Below are 19,675 nucleotides of genomic sequence, written 5' to 3'. Positions count from 1 at the left end.
CGCGGAGGTGGGCCGTGTCCCGGCCGTCGTGCAGGGTGCGAGTGATCCTGCGGGCGGTCCGAGGGACCGGCTCAGTGGGACCGGCTCAGTGGGACCGGCTCTGTGGGGTCCGGGCGGTGGGGAGCGGCTCAGAGATCTGCCAGGGCTGTGGTGGGGTCCTCTACGCAGCGTGCCACGAAGTCGAGGAACCCTCCGGCGGTGCCGCCGTCGCAGACCCGGTGGTCGAAGGCCAGGGTGAGCGTGGTGATGCTGCGCACCGTCAGCTCCCCGTCCACCGCCCAGGGGCGGTCCAGGATGCGTCCGATCCCCAGGATCGCGACCTCCGGGTGGTTGATGATCGGAGTGGCCCCGTCGGAGCCGAAGACCCCGTAGTTGTTCACCGTGAACGTGCCGCCGGTGAGCTCCTTGCCGGAGATGGAGCCGTCGCGGGCGGCCCCCACGAGTCGGCCGATCTCGCCGTGCAGCTCACGGGCGGAGAGTCGCTCGGCATGCCGGACCACCGGCACCACCAGTCCGGTGTCGGTCTGGGCGGCTAAGCCCAGGTTCACCCCGTCGAAGTGGACGATCTCCTGCTCACCGTCCTCCCGGGTGTCCACCCGGGTGGCCAGCTCCGGGTGGCGGGACAGCCCGGCCAGCACGAACCGGCCGATGAGTGCGAGCAGTGAGGGCGCGGAGGAGCCTTCGGCCTCCGCCTGACGCTTCAGGCGGGCCCGCAGCGCCAGCAGCTCGGTGGCGTCCACGTCCTGCCACACGGTGGCCTCCGGGATCTCCCGGCGGGAGCGGGAGAGCGTGGTGGCCACGGCCTTGCGGATGCCGGTCACAGCGACCCGCTCGCGGATCTCGAGCCCGCCGGGAGCCGGCAGGGACGGCGAGGCCGACACAGGGCCCGTCGACACAGGGCCCGTCGACACAGGGCCAGCCGACGCCGGCGCCTGAGCAGTCTGCTGGTCCTGGGCGGGCGCCGCGCCGCGCGACTCCACGGCGGCCAGCACGCTCCGCGCGGATGATCAGCCCGTCCGGGCCCGTGCCCGTCAGTCCGGTCAGCGGAACGGAATGCTCCCGCGCCAGTCGGCGGACCAGCGGAGAGGAGACCCGCGGTGCCTTCTGCGCGGGACGCTTCGCCACGGCGAGCGCACTCCCCGCGCGAGGGCCGGCGGGCGACTGGCTCGAGCCACCGGCGCGACGGCGACGACGGCGGGCGCCGGCTGAGGCGGAGGTGCCGTAGCCGATCAGCACGTTCCCAGAGCCTTCGTCGCCCGTGTCCTGAAGGGTCTCCTCCCCGCCGCCGTCGGCGGGGACCGCGGTCCCGGCCCGCTCCTCCTCGCGGTAGCTCAGCGCACCCGCGGAGGAGCCTGCGGCCGCGCTCGGCCCGGCGGCGTCGTCGAACCCGCCGCCGCCGTCGGTGTCCACGGTGATCAGCGGTTCGTCCACGATGAGCGTCTCGCCGACCGCGCCGTGCAGGCGCACCACGATTCCGGCGTAGGGGGAGGGGACCTCGATGGACGACTTGGCAGTCTCCACTTCGGCGATCGGCTGGTCGACCTCGATCATGTCGCCCTCGTCCACGAGCCAGCTCAGCAGGGTGGCCTCGGTCAGGCCTTCGCCCAGGTCGGGCAGGTCGAAGGTGGTCATCTCAGTCCTCCCACTGCAGCTCGTCGAGGGTGTCCAGGATCCGGTCCACGCTGGGCAGGTGGTGCTCCTCGAGCTTCGGCGACGGATACGGGATGTCGAAACCGGTGACCCGCCGCACCGGGGATGAGAGGGAGTGGAAGCAGCGCTCCTGGATGCGGGCCACGATCTCACCGGCCACCGAGACGAAACCCTGCGGCTCGGCGATCACCACGGCGCGGCCGGTCTTCTCCACGGTGGCGGTCAGCGCGTCGTCGTCGAAGGGCACGATGCTGCGCAGGTCCAGGACCTCGGCGGAGATGCCCTCCTCGGCGGCGGCCTGTGCGGCCTTCAGCGCCACGGAGACGGAGGGCCCGTAGCTGATCAGGGAGACGTCGGAGCCCTCGCGGACGACGACGGCGCGGCCCTCGGTGCCCACCCCGGCGTCCGCGGCGCCAGACTCATACCGGCGGCGCAGCGCGGCCAGGTCGACCTGCTCCTTGGTCCAGTAGAGCTTCTTCGGCTCGAAGAAGACCACGGGGTCGGGGGAGTCGATGGCCTCCCGCAGCATGAGGTAGGCATCCGCCACGGTGGCCGGGGTGTAGACCTTCAGGCCGGGGGTGTGGGCGTAGTACGCCTCGGAGGAGTCGCAGTGGTGCTCCACGCCGCCGACTCCGCCGCCGTAGGGCACCCGGATCACCATCGGCAGGCGCACGTGGCCGCGAGTACGGTTGGCCAGCTTGGCGATGTGGCTGAAGATCTGCTCCAGCGCCGGGTATGCGAAGGCGTCGAACTGCATCTCGATCACCGGCTTCATGCCGTTGATCGCCATGCCAGTGGCCATGCCGGCGATCCCGGACTCGGCCAGCGGGGTGTCGAAGCAGCGGTTCTCGCCGAAGCGCTGGGTCAGCCCGTCGGTGATGCGGAAGACGCCGCCGAGGGTGCCCACGTCCTCGCCGAAGACGCAGACGGCGTCGTCGTGCTCCATGGCGTCGGACATCGCGGTGTTCAGCGCCGCGGCGAAGGTGGTGGCCTTCACTCCGGTGGGCGAGGTGTCGCCCGCGGCGGAGGCGGGGGAAGTCTCGGGGGTGCTGGTGGTCTCTGTGGTGGTGGCCATGGTCAGTCCTCCTGGCTGCGCTCGAGCTCGTCGGCCAGCTGGGCGCGCTGCTCGCGCAGCTGGGCGGTGGGGGCGGAGTAGACGTGATCGAAGATCTCCAGCGGGTCCATGGCCGGCTCGGTGGTCATCGCCTGGCGCAGGGAGGCGGCCACCTCCTCGGCCGTGGCGCTGATGCGGGACTCGACGGCGTCGTCGAGCACGCCCTTGCCGGAGAGGAACCGCTTCATCCGCAGCAGCGGATCGCGCTCCTTCCACAGCTCCACCTCATCCGCGTCCCGGTAGCGGGTGTCGTCGTCGGCGTTGGTGTGGGCCTGCATCCGGTAGGTGGTGGCTTCCAGCAGCAGCGGCATGGAATGCTCCCGGGCCAGGTCGACGGCGCGGCGGAGGGTCGCCAGTACGGCGACCATGTCGTTGCCGTCCACCTGTTCGCCCGCCATGCCGTAGCCGATGGCCTTGTGCGCGAGGGAGGGCGCGGCCGACTGGTGCGACAGCGGCACCGAGATCGCATACCCGTTGTTCTGCACGAAGAACACCACCGGGACCTCGAAGACGGCGGCGAAGTTCAGCGCTTCGTGGAAGTCGCCCTCACTGGTGGCGCCGTCGCCGCACATGGCCAGCACCACGGTGTCCTCGCCGCGCAGCTTCGCGGCGTGGGCGACGCCGACCGCGTGCAGCAGCTGGGTGGTCAGCGGGGTGGAGAGTGCGGAGACCTGGTACTGGTGCGGGTCGTATCCGCAGTGCCAGTCGCCGCGGAAGGAGACCATGACCTCCAGCGGGTCGACGCCGCGGGTGATCACCGCGACCGTGTCCCGGTAGGTGGGGAACATCCAGTCGCCGTCGCCCAGGGCGAGAGCGGCGCCCACCTGGCAGGCCTCCTGCCCGTGGGAGGAGGGGTAGACGGCCAGGCGGCCCTGCCGGACCAGGGCGTAGTTCTGGTCGTTGATCCGGCGGCCGACCACCAGGGCCTCATAGGCTGCCAGCAGGGCCTCGTCCTCCGGCAGGGGGTACTCGTGGCCGGGGCTGGTGCCCTGCTGGTCCTCCGGGATCAGGGTGCCGTCGGGGGCCAGCATGCGGATCTGCTGGCCGGCCGGGAGCATGTACTGCTCCGGGGTGATCCCGAAGCGGCGGCTCGTCTCCCAGATATGGGTGGCCTGTTCGGCCTTCTCATGGCCCGGGACCTCCGGGGCGAAGCGCGGGTCCACGTCGGTGCTCGTGGACCCGGCTCCGGCTCGCGGTCCGTCGTCGGCGGCCTGGTCGGGCTGCTGCGCGTGCGACGAGGCCTCCCCGGTGGGGGTGGTCTCGTCGGCTGGTGCTGTGCCGGGGGTCATGGCTGTCAGCCTCCTCGAAGGTGTCGCCGGCGCGGGGGTCGCGGCATCGGTGCATCACGGGTGATGCTTCGAGTGTGACCCAGCTCATGGAGAGGTCTCCAGCTCTGCCGGACATCCAAGACGTCGTCTCACTCGGCGGGCTGTCGGCTGGACGATCTGTCCTCGATGGCTGGTTCTGACGGTGGTATCGTCCAGCGATATGAGCAGTCTGCCGGACACCACTTCGTCGAGCATGCGGCCGCTGGATGCCGTCGACCATCGCATCCTGGCTGCGCTGAGTGCGGATGCGCGGAAATCGGTCACCAGCATCGCCCAGGAGCTCCACCTGTCTCGGGCCAACGCCTATGAGCGCATCGCGCGGCTTCGCGAGGCCGGAGTGCTCCGTGGCTATACGGCAGTCATCGATCCCCGCGCCGCAGGCCTCGCGACGGCGGCCTATGTGTTCCTCACGCTCAAGCAGGATGACTGGGAGGTGCTGCGCTCGGCGCTCGCCGACGAGCCGGCGGTGCGGCACCTGGCCCTGGTGGGCGGGCAGTACGACGCCGTGCTGCTGGTCCGCACGCGCACGGTGGAGGAGCTGCGCCGGGTGATCTTCGAGCGGATCCAGTCACTGTCCTGTGTGCAGTCCACGCAGACCGCCTTGATCTTCGACGATCACGCCGAGCATCGGCATGCCGTGGCGCCGGAGGCTGAGGCCCCGTCTCGGTGGATGGGGTCTCGGTCCGCATCGACTGCCCCTCGAAAAGTGGCCGCGATCACGTTAGTATGATCATGATTACCGACCGTTCGGTCAGTTACGCCGCCGTCGAGAGGACGCCATGACCGCCACAGCCCCCACCGCCGAGGCGCCGTCGTCGACCTGCTGCCCAGCTACATCCAGGACTCCTGGTGGACGCCGGAGGACCCGCAGAAGGTCGCCGAGGTCCACGACGCCTCCACCGGAGAGCCGGTGTGCCGCATCTCCACCGACGGCCTCGACACCCGTGCCGCCGTCGAGCATGCCCGCAGCGTCGGGCAGGCCGGGCTGGGCGAGCTGACCATCCACCAGCGCGCGCTGCGCCTGAAGCACATCGCCGGCTACCTGGACGAGCACAAGGAGGAGCTCTACGCGCTCTCCGACCGCACCGGCGCCACGCGCCGTGATCATCTGATCGACGTCGACGGCGGCATCGGCACCCTGCGCGTGTTCTCCTCCAAGGGGCGCAAGGAGCTGCCGAACACCAACGTCATCATCGACGGCGACGTCGAGCAGCTCTCCCGGGACGGCTCCTTCCTCGGCGAGCACATCTACACCCGGCTCACCGGCGCCGCCGTGCAGATCAACGCCTTCAACTTCCCGGTGTGGGGCATGCTCGAGAAACTCGGGCCCAGCTTCATCGCCGGAGTGCCGACCATCGTCAAGCCTGCCAGCCAGACCGCCTACGTCACGCAGGCCTGCGTGCGGCTGATGCTGGAGTCCGGGCTGGTGCCCGACGGCGCGATCCAGCTGATCTCCGGCTCCGCCCGGGATCTGCTCGACCACCTGGACCATCGCGACCACGTGGCCTTCACCGGGTCGGCGGCCACGGCGCAGATGCTCCGCTCCCACCGCAACGTCCAGGAGGGCGGCGTCCGCTTCACCGCCGAGACCGACTCGCTCAATGCGGCCATCCTGGGCCCTGACGCCGGGCCGGGGACCCCCGAGTTCGACGCCTTCATCAAGTCGGTGACCCTGGAGATGACCGCCAAGGCCGGGCAGAAGTGCACCGCCGTGCGGCGGACCATCGTGCCCAGCGAGCATGTGGACGCCGTGGTCGAGGCGCTGCGGAGCCGGCTGGAGTCTCGCGTGGTCCTCGGCGACCCGCGCGACGAGGCCACCACCGTCGGGGCACTGGCTTCGAAGGACCAGCAGGCCGAAGTGGGCCGTGCCGTGCAGACCCTGCTGAGCGCCGGGGGCACCCTCTGCCTGGGGGGACCCGAGGGCGACGTCGGCACCGCCGATGCCGAGGCCGGCGCGTTCTTCCCACCCACCGTGCTGTCCTTCGACGACGCCCGCACTCCCGAGGTGCACGCCGTGGAAGCCTTCGGGCCGGTCACCTCCGTGCTGGGCTATGCGGACGTCGACGACGCCGTCGAACTGGCGGCGCTGGGCGGCGGCTCCCTGGTGGCCACCGTCTGCACCCATGACCCGGAGACCGCAGCGGCCTTCGCTCGCGGCATCGGCTCCCACCACGGGCGCGTGCTGTTCCTGGACCACGACGACGCCAAGACCTCCACCGGCCACGGCTCGCCCCTGCCGCACCTGGTCCACGGCGGACCCGGCCGCGCCGGCGGCGGCGAGGAGCTCGGCGGCGGCTTGCGAGCGGTGAAGCACTACATGCAGCGCACCGCCGTCCAGGGTTCCCCGGACCTGCTCACCGGCGTCACCGGAGTGTGGCACCGGGGCGCCCGCGCCAACACCGCCACCCCGGCCACGGTGGCCAGCGGCGAGGCCGTCCACCCGTTCCGGAAGTCACTGGCCGAGTTGCGCATCGGCGACCAGTTCGCCTCTGGCCTGCGGACGGTCGACCTCGAGGACATCCTCGCCTTCGCCGAGTCCACCGGGGACACCTTCTACGCGCACACGGACGAGGAGGCCGCCATGGCCAACCCGTTCTTCCCGCGGCGGGTGGCTCACGGGTACCTGCTGGTCTCCTGGGCCGCCGGGCTCTTCGTGGAGCCGGCCCCGGGTCCGGTGCTGGCCAACACCGGCCTGGAGAACCTCTCCTTCCAGACACCGGTCACCTACGACGACTCGATCCGCGTGACGCTGACCGCCAAGCAGATCATCCCGCGCGAGACCGACGACTACGGCGAGGTCCGCTGGGACACGGTGCTGCACAACCAGCACGACGAGGTCGTCGCGACCTACGACGTCCTCACCCGGGTGGCGAAGGAGAAGAAGCCCGAGTGGGCGTGACTCTCTGAGCCGACGGTCCGCTGAGCCGTCGAGCCCATCCTCCTCACTCTGATGACGGGACCCCTCCCAGCTGGGAGGGGTCCCGTCATCTGGTCGGGGCGGCATGGGGCGCCTCGTCGGCGTCGCGGAGGAGCCTGCACCCCTTGACACCCCACCGGCTGTTTGCAATAGTGAACGCCACACTGGCGAACGTGGGCGGAAGGGGACGGCATGGCTGCGGCAGACGGTTCACGGACCTGGTCCGCCCCGACGGCGGTGACGGCGTTGGTGATGCTCCTCGCCTCCGGCTGCATCCCGCTGGGGGAGGCTGAGGGCCCCGCGGAGCCGGCGAGCACCCCCGACGTGCAGGAGGCCGCCGACGACGACGAGCCCGGTGACGAGTCCGGTGACGAGTCCGGTGACGAGTCCGGTGAGGACGACGACGGCGACGAGCCGGAGGAGTCGGAGGAGCCGGACGCACCGGAGGAGTCGGACGAGCCCGATCAGGACGTGCACGGGGAGGTGCTGATCGACCCTGACGCGCCGGATGGCTGGGGGGGGGGACGCCGGGACGGTCGTGACCACCGAGCTGTGGGACTTCGATCATGGCATGGAGGTCGAGGCCCAGGTCACCGTGCTGCCGCTGGTCCGCACCCCGTTCCAGGGGGAGGACTACCTGGCCGCGCGACTTGAGTTCGAACTGCTGAGTGACGAAGGCGCCCTGGATCTCTCGCATGTGCTGATGTCCCATACGGAGCAGCCCGCCGAGGTGAGGATCGTGGACCCTGTCACTCTGGAGATCCAGATGACGGCGGTCAGCTCCGACGGTGAGCAGCCTCTGGACTTCTACGGGCTCGACGAGGAATACATCCTGCCCGGCCAGCGGGCCAGCTGGATCGCCTACTTCGGCGACACGGGCTTCGACGAGACTGCCATGCTGCTGCCGTACTTCGGGCTGGTCGAAGACATCGAGGTGGTGGACCCTGAGGATCTCGAGGATGAGCTGCGTGAGGGCTATCACATGCTGGAGGATCTGGAGCACCCGCCGGAGCGGCTCGAGGCCCGCACCTACCCGGGGGACGTCTACCGGGAGCGTGACGGCGGGGAGGTCTCCATCCGGGACGACGACGGCCAGGCCACGCTGACCATGGATTCGGACGTCCTGTTCGACATCGATGAGCATGAGCTCGACGACGACGCCGATGCGGCGCTGCAGGCGGCCGCCGAGGAGCTGGAGCGGCTCGAGGGTGGGGAGCTGTTCATCATCGGGCACACCGACGACGTCCTGGACGAGGACTACAACCAGGCGCTCTCCGAGCGTCGGGCAGAGTCGGTGCAGGACCGCCTGGATGAGCTCACCGACCTCTCCGTCTTCGACGTCACCGTGGAGGGCCGGAACTTCCAGGAGCCCGTGGCGGACAACAGCACCGAGGAGGGCAGAGCCCAGAACCGCCGGGTGGAGCTGAAGTTCGAGCTCCCGGAGATGGAGGACCTCAGCGATCTGGAGAGCATCGGCAGCATTCCCGATCCAGAGGGTCCGGTGGGCGGCGCCGATGACGTCCTCGTGGTCGGTGCCGAGGACGGCCGCGAGGCGGAGATCTCCGTCGAGGAGGTCTACCAGGCGGGCAACCTGCTGGTGGGGCGGCTGAGCGTGGAGATCACGGAGAACGCGCAAGGGCATGACAGCTCCGGCGTCCTGGCCTGGCCGTTCAGCTTCGGCGCGGACGAGGCCCGTGAGGATCAGGACGCGCTCGGCCAGGGTGGTCAGGCGGATGCGCTGACCCTGCTGATCGGAGACAGCCGCGTCTTCCCCCTGGAGATGAGCGGTCGGGGTTTCCTCGTGGGTGTGGACGATGACGGAGGGTTCATCGTGGAGGATCTGCCCTGGTACGCCCCGATGGCCGATGCGTACTTCGGGGGAGGCCAGGGGGCGGCGGAGGGTGTCCGCGGCACGGTGACGGTGCTGTGGCCGCTGGTCTCCAGCGAGGAGGTCACCATCGACGTCCCGGTGGAGACCGAACACGGCAGCCGGGAGGGCTATGACCCGTGGCGGTTCGAGGAGGTCCCGGTGGACGGCTGAGCGACGGCGGGGCGTCTCAGAAGCTCTGCGGCCGGTCGACCACCCAGCGCCATCCGCCGGTCGGCTGCCTTCTCGCCAGTTCGGACGTCACATTGTCCCGGGTTCTGGTGTTCACCAGGGCCACGTCGCCGTGGTGATACGTGGTGGCCGTGAAGTCAGCCTCGAAGGTCACGGACGCCTCCATCAGGGTCTGGTACGTCGACCGGATGGCGGTGTGTCCGACGGCCGGTGTCCCATCCGGCAGCTCCAGGACGGCATCGGGCTCATAGAGGTCCACCAGACCATCCAGGTCCTGGGCGTTGTATCGCTCCACCAGCAGGAGGCCGAGCTGCTCAGGGGACGAGGCCGGGCCCTGGGTGCCCGTGGCGAGGTGCTCGACCAGGACAGAGATGTCCTGGGTGCCGTGACCGGCCGCCTGCGCTCCGCGCATCACCTCGCCCATGGGTCCGAGCAGATCCCTCACTCCGGCGTCTCGAGCCGTGGCGCGGATGGCGTCAATGGCAGGAATCTGCATGCCGAGGGAGGAGGTGACGTCCTCCTGGAACTGACCGTCCTCCACTCGCTCGCCGAAGCTCGGCACGTAGGGGAGCATCGCCGCCATCCAACCGTGGAGCAGCGGCGCGAACTGCCTCGGCGGCATGTGGGTTCGGGCCAGCGCATAGGCCTGCAGTCCGCCGGCGAAGATCCCGTACATGCTGCTCAGCAAGGCTGCGTCGAGCAGCGAGGCAGATCCTGCGTCGCTGCCGACCCACTGGATCTCGCCGAGAGGGGACAGCCGCTCGCGGGCCTCGTGGTCGAGCGGCGCGAGCCCGCACAGCAGAATGCGGGCACTGGGAGTACCGACGAGCTCGGGTGTGGCGAGGATCGCCCCGTCCACATAGACCCCGTCATGGCCCATGACCAGGTCTGCCAGCGCTCGCGACTCGAACGGCGTGCCGTTGGTGAGGTTCACGATCGTCCGGCCGGCGAGGTCCGCCCCTGTGAGAAGGTCCTCGACGACGGAGTTGTCGCTGACGCACACCACGGTCATGTCGGCTGTACCGATCGCTGCGACGGCAGTGTCTGCGGCGTCTGCTCCCTGATCGACCAGGGGAGTGGCCCTGTGCTGCGTGCGGTTCCAGACGGTGACGGGACGTTCAGCGCGGAGCATGACGGAGGCCAAGACGGTTCCCATGGCTCCCAAGCCCAGGATTGCGGTGCGAGATGTGATCATGCGTCGATCCTCTGACCGCACCGCCACTGTGGCAAGTACCCACTTTGAAGTGGGGTACTTACCTCTTTGATAGTGTGCCGATCATGTCTGAGGATTCTGAGTTCAGCTGCGGCCTGGACGCTGCGGTGGCGGTGGTGGGCGGCAAATGGAAGCTCTTCATCATCTGGGAGCTTTCGGAGGGGGCGCGGCGTTTCGCTGAGGTGCGGCGTGGTCTGCCGGGCATCTCCGAGAAGGTGCTGACGAGTCAGCTCCGAGAACTCGAACGCGACGGCGTCGTCCATCGCGAGGTGTATCGCGAAGTTCCTCCGCGGGTCGAGTATTCGCTGACGCCGATCGGCCGCACGCTCATCCTGGCGGCGGGTCCCCTCGGCGAGTGGGGCGAGCAGAACAAGGCCCAGATCGCCCGAGCCCGTGCCGCCGGGGTCGGAGGCGAGACGGCGCCGACGTCGCAGAGGTCCGGCTGATCCTGACTCGGGGGTCCCTGCCGCCCGTCGCAGTCACTCGCCCCGGAAGGTGGGCTTCCTCTTCTGCTGGAAGGCGGCGAAGCCCTCGGCGTAGTCGGCGGAGTCGCAGAGCCGCCCCTGGGCGCGGTTCTCCTCGTCCAGGGACTCCCAGAGCCCGATGCGCTCATCCCGGATCCGGGCCACCAGGGCCTTGGACTCGCGGAAGGCCAGGGTGGCCCCCGACGACGCCCGCCGCGCCTTCTCGCGAGTGAACTGGAGCAGCTCGTCGTCGGCCACCGCGCGGGAGAACAGCCCTGAGGCCACCGCCTCTGCGCCGGACATGAGGTCGCCGGTGTAGATCAGGTCCAGGGTGCGGTGTGCGCCCAGGCGCTCGGTGAACAGGGCATGCCCGCCGGAGTCCAGGGTGGCGCCCAGCGCCGCGAAGGGAGAGCCGATCTTCGCGCCCTCGGCCACATAGACGACGTCGGAGGCGATGGCCAGCCCCAGCCCGACCCCCAGGCAGGGCCCCTGCACCGCGGCGAAGGTCGGGGCGGGGAAGTCCGCCATCCGGCGCAGCACCGGGGTGACCTTCTCCTGCAGATAGCCCAAGGCGTCGTCGGTGGCTGGGTCGACGGCGGAGATGTCCCGCCCGGCGCAGAATCCCTTGCCCTCGCCGCGCAGCAGCACCGCGCGCACGCCGGCCTCCTCGGCCTGCCGGTAGGCGGCGTCGAGGTCGGCCAGCGCCTGCTCGTCCAGGGAGTTCAGCTTCTTGGGGGCGTCCAGGACGATCTCGGCCAGGCCGTCGTCGAGGTGGGTGCGGATCACGGGGCTGCTCCTCAGGGCGTCGCGGGCAGGGTCAGGCGTCGTAGTCCACCACGAGCTTCTCCGCAGTGGGCCGGGTCTGGCAGGTGAGCACATAGCCGGCCTCGAGCTCGTCGGTCTCCAGGGCGTAGTTCTCCTCCATCTCAAACTCCCCGCGCACCACCTTGGCCCGGCAGGTGCCGCAGACGCCGCCTGCGCAGGCGAAGGGCACGTCCGAGCGGGAGCGCAGCGCCGCATTGAGCACGGTCTCCCCGGATCCCTTCGGGGAGGTCACCTGGCCGGTCAGCCCGTCGAGGGTGAACTCGATCTCCACGGTCTCGCCGTCGGCCTCCTGCTCCACCCGGCGGCCCTGATGTCCCTCGGGGCGGTCCGGGCGGCCGGTGGTGAACAGCTCGAAGCGGACCTTCTCCTCCGGCACGCCGCGGGCGGCCAGCTGGTCGCGGACCAGCTGGACCAGCTCGAAGGGTCCGCAGAGGAACCATTCGTCGGTCTCGGGCACACGGAGCACCTTGTCCAGCAGGTCGCCGAGCTTCTCGACGTCGATCCGGCCGGTCAGCAGCGGGTTGATGCGCTGCTCGCGGCTGAGCACATGGTGGATCGCCAGCCGGGAGGGGTGGCGGTCCTTCAGATCGCCCAGCTCCTCGGCGAACATGACGTCGCCGGCGGAACGGTTGGCGTAGACCAGGTCGAAGGTCGAGCTGTCCGAGGCGGCCAGCACAGAGCGGGCGATCGCCATGATCGGGGTGATCCCGGAGCCGGCGGCGAAGGCCACCAGGTGCACATCGGGGCGGCCGGCAACGGCCTCGGCGGCGAGCTCCTCGGGACGGTTCATCGAGGTGATGGCGGTCTTGGACACGAAGGTCCCGGAGGGGTTCATCACCTGCAGCGTGTCGCCGGGGGAGAGGTGCTCGTTAGCCCAGGTGGAGAAGGATCCGCCGAGGTCGCGCTTGATGGCGATCCGGATCTCGCCGCGCGTGGGCTCCTGACACAGCGAGTAGGAGCGTCGGATCTGCTGGCCCTCGATCTCGGCGCGCAGCGCCACGTACTGGCCGGGCGCGTAGTCGAAGTCGTCCTGGAGCTCCTCCGGCACGGCGAAGGTGACCTCCACCGAGTCGGGGGTGAGCCGCCGCACCTCGGAGACGGTCAGGGTGGAGAACTTCGCGCGGCGGCGCTTGGTGGTCTTGATCTGCATCAGTGCACCTTGAAGTGGTCGAAGGGTTCCAGGCACTGCCGGCACTGGTAGAGGGCCTTGCAGGCGGTGGAGCTGAAACGGGCCATCTCGCGTGTGTCCGGGGAGTCGCAGTGCGGGCACTTCACACTCAGCCCGACCCGCACAGGGCCGACGGCGGCCCGCCCCGTGGGCGGAGCGATCCCGTAGGCGCGCAGCTTCTCCTTCCCGGCCTCCGTCATCCAATCGGTGGTCCAGGCCGGCTGCAGCACCGTGTCCACGCGGACGCGCTCGTGGCCGGCGGTGCGCAGCGCTTCCCGGACATCGGAGGTGATGGTGTCCATGGCGGGGCAGCCGGAGTAGGTGGGAGTGATCACGACGACGGCGGTCCCATCCTCGTCGAGGCGGGCCTCGCGCAGGATGCCCAGGTCCTCGATGGAGAGCACAGGGATCTCCGGGTCGTTGACCGTGGCGGCGACCTCCCACACGGTGCGTTCCCTGCCGTCGTCGAGGGCTGGCTTCGTGCTCTGGTCAGTGGGCTCCAGTGACGGGTGGCCGGCCATCATGGTCTCGGCCACGATGCGGGAGGCCTGGCGAGGGTCAGATGTCTTATAGCGTGTGCTCATGTCGTCCTCCGTCCTGCCGGCACGGGTCCGGACTGCGATGCTCACCAGGTCGCCCCGGGGTGCTGCCGGGCGAGGACCTGCATCTCGGCGAGGATGTAGCCCCGCTGCTCGGAGAACCGTCCGGTGCGGTCCGAGCCGTAGGCCCCGGACATCTCCGGGACGGTGAGACCGGCGGCCTCGATGGCCTCCCGGAGCCGGTGCAGAGTGTCCTCGCGCAGGCTGGAGGGCAGGACCGCGACGTCGCCCAGTGCGGGGATCGGGTCGACGTCGAGGAACAGCTCCTCCACGTAGGACCACAGCGAGTCCAGCCCGTCCTGGATGCGGCGGCTGGACTCCTCGGTGCCCAGTCCGAGCCTCAGGGTCCACTGGGCGGCATGGTCCTGATGGTACTGGACCTCCTTGAGTGCCTTGTCCGCGATGGCGGCCAGGGTCGGGTCGGTGGAGTGGACCAGCCGGCTGTAGAGCTGGTGCTGATAGGTGCTGAAGATCAGCTGGCGGGCGATCGTGCGGCCGAAGTCCCCGTTCTCCTGCTCCACGAGACGGCAGGAGCGGAACTCCTCCTCATCGCGGAAGTAGGCCAGATCGTCCTCGGTCTTGCCCCAGGCGGTGCCCGCATAGGTGAGGAGGAAGCGGGCATGTCCCAGCAGATCCAGGGCGATGTTGGCCAGCGCGACGTCCTCCTCCAGCTCAGGGGCGCGGGAGATCCAGGAGCTGAGGCGCTGGGAGAGCATCAGGGCGTCGTCGCCGAGGATCATCGCGTAGCGGGCGGTGGCCTCGTCGGCGACGGCGTCGGAGGAGGCGATCTCCTCCGGGGTGATCGCCTCGCCCTGGGACTGGCGCGTGGCGGAGTCGTGGGATGCGAAGCTCACAGGTGCTTCACCCCTTCTGACTGCGTGTAGTAGGTGGCGTGACGGTAGCTCTTGCCCTGCGGGGACTCGAAGAACCCGCCCTTGGAGTCGGGGTCGGAGGCCATGATCGCCTCGGCCGGCACCACCCACACCGAGGTGCCCTCGTTGCGCCGGGTGTAGAGGTCCCGGGCGTTGCGCAGCGCCATGGTGGCGTCCGGGGCGTGCAGCGAGCCGGCGTGGACGTGGGAGAGTCCGCGGGAGGAGCGGATGAACACCTCCCAGAGGGGCCACGAGCCGGAGTCTGCGGGGTCGATGGAGGTCATGGGCCTCGCCTTTCCTGAGGGTGTCTCGGGAGTCGAAGGGTGATGGGATGTGACGAGCCGACGGATCAGGCGCCGGCGAGGGCGGCCTGTTCCTGGTGCTGGCGGCCGGCGTAGGCCGCGGCGGCCTCGCGCACCCACGCGCCCTCGTCACGGGCGCGGCGGTAGTGCTCCAGGCGCTGGCGGCTCAGCGGGCCGTTGCCCTTGAGCACGGAGAAGAACTCGTCCCAGTCCAGCTCGCCGAAGTCGTAGTGGCCGCGCTCCTCGTTCCACTGCAGGTCGGGGTCCGGCAGCGTCAGCCCCAGGGCCTCGGCCTGGGGGACGATCATGTCCACGAAGCGCTGGCGCAGCTCGTCGTTGGAGAAGCGCTTGATGTTCCACGCCATGGACTGTCCGGAGTTGGGGGAGTCGCTGTCCGGCGGGCCGAACATCTGGAGGGCAGGTCCGTAGAAGCGGTCCACGGCGTCCTGGGCCATCTGATGCTGTTCCTCGGTGCCGTGGGAGAGCGTGTAGAGGATCTCCCAGCCCTGCCGCTGGTGGAAGGACTCCTCCTTGCAGACGCGTACCATCGCGCGTCCGTAGGGCCCGTAGGAGGCGCGGCACAGGGGTACCTGGTTGGTGATGGCCGCGCCGTCGACCAGCCAGCCGATGGCGCCGACGTCGGCCCAGGTCCGGGCCGGGTAGTTGAAGATGGAGGAGTACTTCGCGCGGCCCGTGTAGAGCTGGTCGAACATCTCGTCCCGCGGAGTGCCCAGCGTCTCGGCTGCGGAGTAGAGGTAGAGTCCGTGGCCGGCCTCGTCCTGGACCTTGGCCATGAGGATGGCCTTGCGCTTCAGGCTCGGGGCGCGGGAGATCCAGTTGCCCTCCGGCTGCATCCCGATGATCTCCGAGTGCGCGTGCTGGGAGACCTGGCGGACCAGGGTCTTGCGGTACGGCTCGGGCATCCAGTCCCGCGGCTCCACTCGGGAGTCTGCGGCGATGAGCTCCTCGAAGCGCTCCTGACCGGCCCGCGCGCGTCCGCGGCCGCGGACGCGTCGGAGTCGTCCGCCAGGCGGAGCTGCGGTGCGTGGGGGTCCTGGGAAGGGTGCTCTGCCGACATGCTGGTCCTCGTTTCCGTCGCCTGAATTACCGACCGTTCGTTCAGTATAGCAGGGTAGGTGTGATGGTCAACACACGATGACCTGGGGATATCTGGTCCAGGACAGGTGCGGGAACGCACCGATCGGGCGATGCGACGGGCCTCGTCGGCCGTGAAGCCTTCGGTGGGCACTCGCATCGCCCGATCGGCGGCAGAAGGATGTGGTGGCGGCGTCAGCTCCGCGGGGAACGCAGCCCGTCCAGCAGCAGGTGGGTGACCGTCGCGGCCAGGGCGTCGTCGGGCTGCCCGTCCTGCGGGCGGTACCAGTCCACCAGGGAGTTGACCATGCCCATGGCCAGGCGCGAGGCGGTGCGGGCGTCGACGTCGTCACGCAGGTCGCCGTCGGCCTGGGCCTGACGGATCAGCTCTGCGATCCGCAGGGTGATCTCCCGGCGTCGCTGCAGGGCCTTGACCTCCATCTCCGAGTTGCCGCGCAGCCGCAGCAGCAGCGTCACGTACGGCAGGGAGGCGGTCAGGACCTTCACCGACTCCCGGATGATGGTCTCCAGCTCGTCCACCGCCGGGGCGCCGAGCGCCTCGGCCTCGCTGACCACGCGCTCCAGCTCCGCCAGCGACCGGTTCAGCGCGATGTCCAGGATCTCCTCCTTGGAGGAGACGTGGTGGTAGATCGCGGACTTGGAGATGCCCAGCTCCCGGGACAGCGCTCCCATGGAGGTGGCCTCGTAGCCGTGGCGGTTGAAGGCCTCCACGCAGACGGTCAGCAGGGCCTCGCGGTCATAGCCGGGCCGCCCGCGGCGCGAGGTCCCGGAAGAGGTGGGGGTGGTCGTCATGGGCATCAGGCTATCCGGCCTGCCGCGGGCGCTCGTCGTAGATGCGCCGCAGCTTCCCGGAGGAGCGGGCCAGCGATCCCGGCTCCTCCACCGAGACCCGGCAGCTGGTGCCGATGCGGACTTTGATGCGGCGGGCGAGCTCCGCGCCGGCGGATTCGGCGGCCGCGCCGTCGCACTCCGGCCGGCGCTCGATGTGGACCGTCATCTCGTCCATGGTTCCTGGGCGGCTCAGGCGCAGCTGGAAGTGCGGGGAGAGCTCCTGGATCTCCAGGGCGATCTCTTCGATCTGGGAGGGGAACAGGTTCACCCCGCGCAGGATGATCATGTCATCGCTGCGACCGGTGATCCGGGCCATGCGTCGATGCCCCGGCCGGTCGGTGCCCGGCATCAGCCGGGTCAGGTCATGGGTGCGGTAGCGGATGATCGGCAGCGCCTGCTTGGTGAGCGTGGTGAACACCAGCTCGCCGTCCTCCCCCGTGGGCAGCGGCTCCTCGGTGATCGGATCGATGATCTCGGGGCGGAAGTGGTCCTCCCAGATGGTGGAGCCGTCCTGCAGCTCCCAGGACTCGCCGGCCACGCCCGGGCCCATGATCTCGGAGAGGCCATAGATGTCGCAGGCCCGGATCGCGAAGGTCTCCTCGATCTCATGCCGCATCTGCTCGGTCCACGGTTCGGCGCCGAGCACCGCGATCTCCAGGGAGGTGGAGCGCGGATCGATGCCGGCTTCCCGGAACGTGTCGGCCAGGGCCAGCAGGTAGGTGGGCGTGCACAGGATGACGCGGGGCCGGAAGTCCTGGATCAGCTGCACCTGCTTCTCGGACTGTCCGCCGGACATCGGAATCACGGTGCCGCCGAGCCTCTCGATGCCGTAATGGGCGCCCAGGCCACCGGTGAACAGGCCGTAGCCGTAGGCGTTGTGGACGAGGTCGCCCGGCCGGACGCCCGAGAATCGCAGACAGCGGGCCAACAGCGACGCCCAGACGTCGATGTCGTCCTGCGTGTAGCCCACCACGGTGGGGCGACCGGTGGTGCCCGAGGAGGCGTGGATCCGGCGGACCTGTTCCATGGGCACGGCGAAGGCCTTGAACGGGTAGGCCGCCCGCAGGAACTCCTTGTCGGTGAAGGGGAACTTCGCCAGGTCCTCCAGGCTGCGCAGGTCATCGGGTCCCACGCCGTGGGCGTCGTAGAGCGCGCGGTAGGCGGGGACGTTGTCGTAGGCGTGCCGGACGGTGTGCTGCAGTCGGGTCAGCTGCAGCGTCTCGATCTCCTCGCGGGTGGCCAGCTCCTCAGGATCCGGCAGGGCGGGGTCGTGGGGCTGTGCGCTGTCACGGGTGGGTTCGTCGGCCAGGGTGTTCATGGCTCACTTCTTTCCGGGGGACGGGACGGTGCGGGAGCGGCCGCGGAAGACGGCGATGGTCTCGTCCCCGCGGGTGACGCTGACGTCGTAGACTCCGCTGCGTCCGGAGCGGGAGACCTCCACGGCCTCGGCGATGAGCTCATCACCCAGCCAGGCGGTCTTTAGGAAGTTGATGTCGGCCCCGGAGGCGACGGTCACAGTGGCGTCGTCGCCGTCGGGGTGGTTGCACGCCATGGCGAAGCAGGTGTCGGCCAGGGCGAAGATCATTCCCCCGTGGACGATGTCGAAGCCGTTGGTCATCTCGCGGCGCACCGTCATGCGCAGGCGGGCGTGCCCGGGGTCGGCCTGGAGCACCTCGGCGCCGAGCCAGCGGGTGCAGCGGTCCGTCTCCAGCATCCTGTGCCGGGGTCCGCCGTCGGGCATGATCACGCCTTCGTAGGCCAGCTGGGTGGGCTCGGTCATCGACACTCCTCGACTTATTTCCAGACCGATTGGTCGGTAAGTCAACTCAAGCATCGCCGTCATGTGATGTCAAGCACATCTCTGGGCGGCGGCCCGTGCGGCGGCCCGTGCGGCGGCAGAGGTCGGCTGACCGGCCCTCTCAGTCGTCCGCGGCGGGCTTCTCGAGCATCGGCGCATAGCCGGATCGGAAGTCCGGGTGCCTCAGCCCGCCCAGGAAGCGGTGCAGCGCCGCGCCGTCGACGGCCCGGCCGTGGGCCGGCGTCGCGCTCCACAGGGGGTCCTCCCGCCCGGTGTGGAGCACCTGGTCCAGTGCGACGCCCTCCGGGATGAGGTGCGGCCACGGACGCGGCAGGCCGAGCTCATCGGCCAGCCAGTCGTGCACCATCCCCACCGGCACGGGCAGCTCGTCCACGCCCAGCAGCACCGAGGGGCACTCGGATGCGGTGACCATCGCGGCGGCCGACGCGGCGGCGTCGTCCACGTGGATCCGGTTGGAGATCTTCCAGGGGTCCGTGCCCAGGCTTCCGGCGGTGGAGACCTGGGCGGAACCGGTCAGCTCAGCGGCGGCGCCGAACCCTCCGCCGAGCACCTGGTCGAGCAGCCGTCGACGTCCGGGCCCGTAGATCCCGGCCAGGCGCAGCACCACGGACTCCACCGAGTCGTCGCTGCGCAGCAGCTGCTCGGTCTCGGCCAGCACCTCGCCGGTCGGAGTGTTCGGGTGCAGGGGAGAGGTCTCATCGATCAGGCCCTCCTCCCCGCCATGGACCGCGGTGGAGGACACCAGCACCATCCGAACCCGCCGTCCGGAGCGGCCGCCCAGCCGATCGGCACGCTCCAGCAGCGCGCGCAGGCCGTCACGGTACACGGCTCGGTAGCGCGCTGCGGAGCGCGCCCCAGCGGTCGGACAGAACACGACGGCGGCGGTGTCCTCGGGCAGCTCGGGCAGCTCCGAGCCGCGGGTGAGGTCCGCCGGGACGCGGCCGAACCCCTCCGGCAGCGTCGAGGGGTCACGCTTCCAGCCGGCGACGCCGCGGCCTGCCGACCGCAGCAGTCGTCCGATCCGGGTGCCCAGGTCGCCCGCGCCCACGATCACCACCCGACCGACCTCGGAGGACTCTGCGGTGGGGCCGGTGCTCGCCGTGGGGGAGGTCATGGACTTCAGGCTACCGGCCCCGTGCTGTTCAGGCCCAGTGGAGTTCAGGGCCAGTGCTGTTCAGGGCTAGGGCGTGTTGCTAAACCCATTGCAGAGTCGCTGCGAGGCAGAGCCCAGCGTGGAAGTTCCGGGCAGTCTTATCCGTTCGTGCAGCGATCCCGCGCCACTGCTTGAGCCGGTTGAAGCATCGTTCGACGACGTTGCGACCCTTGTATCGGGCCTGCTGCTCATCGCCGAAGTCGATCGGCCGCCCAGGTCTGCGCCGACGATGAGCGACCTGATCG

19 protein-coding genes and 2 pseudogenes are annotated in these 19,675 nt (G+C 70.0%); 5 read left to right on the top strand and 16 right to left on the bottom strand.

The annotated features are described in order from the left end of the window. Window positions 1-128 precede the first annotated feature (128 nt). From BCY76_RS20320 to pdhA, 4 genes and pseudogenes are all read right to left on the bottom strand, one after another. The gene (locus BCY76_RS20320) at window positions 129-881 is read right to left on the bottom strand and encodes a dihydrolipoamide acetyltransferase family protein (protein WP_336581997.1); all 753 of its coding nucleotides are present in this window, start codon (window positions 879-881) and stop codon (window positions 129-131) included. Window positions 882-1,041: 160 nt separating this feature from the next. Beyond that, window positions 1,042-1,632 (bottom strand): annotated as a pseudogene (locus BCY76_RS20315) (biotin/lipoyl-containing protein); the annotation flags it as partial. A 1-nt stretch (window position 1,633) separates the two neighbouring features. Next, window positions 1,634-2,725: an alpha-ketoacid dehydrogenase subunit beta gene (locus BCY76_RS06430; RefSeq protein WP_070158939.1), complete on the bottom strand. Its 1,092-nt coding sequence runs from the start codon at window positions 2,723-2,725 to the stop codon at window positions 1,634-1,636. 2 nt (window positions 2,726-2,727) lie between these two features. Beyond that, entirely contained in the window at window positions 2,728-4,053 is a 1,326-nt protein-coding gene (gene pdhA, locus BCY76_RS06425; RefSeq protein ID WP_083277319.1) for a pyruvate dehydrogenase (acetyl-transferring) E1 component subunit alpha, read from the bottom strand. A 199-nt stretch (window positions 4,054-4,252) separates the two neighbouring features. On the opposite strand from pdhA, the gene BCY76_RS06420 reads away from it, so the two are divergent. The 4 genes from BCY76_RS06420 to BCY76_RS06405 all read left to right on the top strand — a co-directional run bounded on the left by BCY76_RS06420 (window position 4,253) and on the right by BCY76_RS06405 (window position 9,050). Further along, the gene (locus BCY76_RS06420; protein WP_170922615.1) at window positions 4,253-4,822 is read left to right on the top strand and encodes an AsnC family transcriptional regulator; all 570 of its coding nucleotides are present in this window, start codon (window positions 4,253-4,255) and stop codon (window positions 4,820-4,822) included. A 90-nt stretch (window positions 4,823-4,912) separates the two neighbouring features. Further along, the gene (paaZ, locus tag BCY76_RS06415; protein ID WP_085437379.1) at window positions 4,913-6,991 is read left to right on the top strand and encodes a phenylacetic acid degradation bifunctional protein PaaZ; all 2,079 of its coding nucleotides are present in this window, start codon (window positions 4,913-4,915) and stop codon (window positions 6,989-6,991) included. Window positions 6,992-7,201: 210 nt separating this feature from the next. Further along, window positions 7,202-7,663, top strand: coding sequence for a hypothetical protein (locus BCY76_RS18025; protein WP_170922614.1), 462 nt, complete (start codon window positions 7,202-7,204; stop codon window positions 7,661-7,663). After that, window positions 7,548-9,050 carry an OmpA family protein gene (locus tag BCY76_RS06405; protein WP_085437376.1) on the top strand — a complete coding sequence of 501 codons (1,503 nt, stop codon included), beginning with the start codon at window positions 7,548-7,550 and terminating at the stop codon, window positions 9,048-9,050. The genes BCY76_RS18025 and BCY76_RS06405 overlap by 116 nt, the downstream gene beginning before the upstream one ends. Window positions 9,051-9,066: 16 nt before the next feature. On the opposite strand, the gene BCY76_RS06400 is transcribed toward BCY76_RS06405, so the two are convergent. After that, window positions 9,067-10,263 carry an imine reductase family protein gene (locus BCY76_RS06400; protein WP_070158942.1) on the bottom strand — a complete coding sequence of 399 codons (1,197 nt, stop codon included), beginning with the start codon at window positions 10,261-10,263 and terminating at the stop codon, window positions 9,067-9,069. An 83-nt stretch (window positions 10,264-10,346) separates the two neighbouring features. Between BCY76_RS06400 and BCY76_RS06395 the strand changes: the two genes are divergently transcribed. Continuing rightward, window positions 10,347-10,727, top strand: a complete 381-nt coding sequence (locus tag BCY76_RS06395; RefSeq protein ID WP_070158943.1) for a winged helix-turn-helix transcriptional regulator — start codon at window positions 10,347-10,349, stop codon at window positions 10,725-10,727. A gap of 33 nt (window positions 10,728-10,760) precedes the next feature. On the opposite strand, the gene BCY76_RS06390 is transcribed toward BCY76_RS06395, so the two are convergent. From BCY76_RS06390 to BCY76_RS19050, 11 genes and pseudogenes are all read right to left on the bottom strand, one after another. Continuing rightward, window positions 10,761-11,531 (bottom strand): enoyl-CoA hydratase/isomerase family protein, encoded by a 771-nt coding sequence (locus BCY76_RS06390; protein ID WP_085437374.1) that lies wholly within the window; start codon window positions 11,529-11,531, stop codon window positions 10,761-10,763. 31 nt (window positions 11,532-11,562) lie between these two features. Continuing rightward, window positions 11,563-12,720, bottom strand: a complete 1,158-nt coding sequence (paaE, locus tag BCY76_RS06385) for a 1,2-phenylacetyl-CoA epoxidase subunit PaaE (protein ID WP_070158944.1) — start codon at window positions 12,718-12,720, stop codon at window positions 11,563-11,565. Continuing rightward, complete coding sequence (gene paaD / locus BCY76_RS06380) at window positions 12,720-13,259, bottom strand: 1,2-phenylacetyl-CoA epoxidase subunit PaaD (RefSeq protein ID WP_070158951.1); 540 nt, start codon at window positions 13,257-13,259, stop codon at window positions 12,720-12,722. The genes paaE and paaD overlap by 1 nt, the downstream gene beginning before the upstream one ends. 104 nt (window positions 13,260-13,363) lie before the next feature. Next, window positions 13,364-14,191, bottom strand: a complete 828-nt coding sequence (paaC, locus tag BCY76_RS06375; protein WP_070158945.1) for a 1,2-phenylacetyl-CoA epoxidase subunit PaaC — start codon at window positions 14,189-14,191, stop codon at window positions 13,364-13,366. Beyond that, window positions 14,188-14,493: a 1,2-phenylacetyl-CoA epoxidase subunit PaaB gene (gene paaB, locus BCY76_RS06370; RefSeq protein ID WP_070158946.1), complete on the bottom strand. Its 306-nt coding sequence runs from the start codon at window positions 14,491-14,493 to the stop codon at window positions 14,188-14,190. The genes paaC and paaB overlap by 4 nt, the downstream gene beginning before the upstream one ends. Before the next feature lie 65 nt (window positions 14,494-14,558). Beyond that, complete coding sequence (gene paaA, locus BCY76_RS06365) at window positions 14,559-15,470, bottom strand: 1,2-phenylacetyl-CoA epoxidase subunit PaaA (protein WP_083277320.1); 912 nt, start codon at window positions 15,468-15,470, stop codon at window positions 14,559-14,561. A 331-nt stretch (window positions 15,471-15,801) separates the two neighbouring features. Next, window positions 15,802-16,419, bottom strand: a complete 618-nt coding sequence (locus tag BCY76_RS06360; RefSeq protein WP_070158952.1) for a TetR/AcrR family transcriptional regulator — start codon at window positions 16,417-16,419, stop codon at window positions 15,802-15,804. A gap of 10 nt (window positions 16,420-16,429) precedes the next feature. Then, entirely contained in the window at window positions 16,430-17,776 is a 1,347-nt protein-coding gene (locus tag BCY76_RS06355) for an AMP-binding protein (protein WP_085437372.1), read from the bottom strand. A gap of 3 nt (window positions 17,777-17,779) precedes the next feature. Continuing rightward, window positions 17,780-18,238: a hydroxyphenylacetyl-CoA thioesterase PaaI gene (gene paaI, locus BCY76_RS06350; RefSeq protein ID WP_139827654.1), complete on the bottom strand. Its 459-nt coding sequence runs from the start codon at window positions 18,236-18,238 to the stop codon at window positions 17,780-17,782. Between the two features lie 139 nt (window positions 18,239-18,377). Further along, the gene (locus BCY76_RS06345; RefSeq protein ID WP_085437370.1) at window positions 18,378-19,391 is read right to left on the bottom strand and encodes an NAD-dependent epimerase/dehydratase family protein; all 1,014 of its coding nucleotides are present in this window, start codon (window positions 19,389-19,391) and stop codon (window positions 18,378-18,380) included. Window positions 19,392-19,470: 79 nt separating this feature from the next. Further along, window positions 19,471-19,605, bottom strand: a pseudogene (locus BCY76_RS19050) (IS5-like element ISMex42 family transposase); the annotation flags it as partial. Between the last annotated feature and the right edge of the window lie 70 nt (window positions 19,606-19,675).

Source organism: Nesterenkonia sp. PF2B19 (assembly GCF_001758425.2).
GTDB lineage: Bacteria > Actinomycetota > Actinomycetes > Actinomycetales > Micrococcaceae > Nesterenkonia > Nesterenkonia aethiopica.
This window is presented reverse-complemented; position numbering and strand designations above follow the sequence as displayed.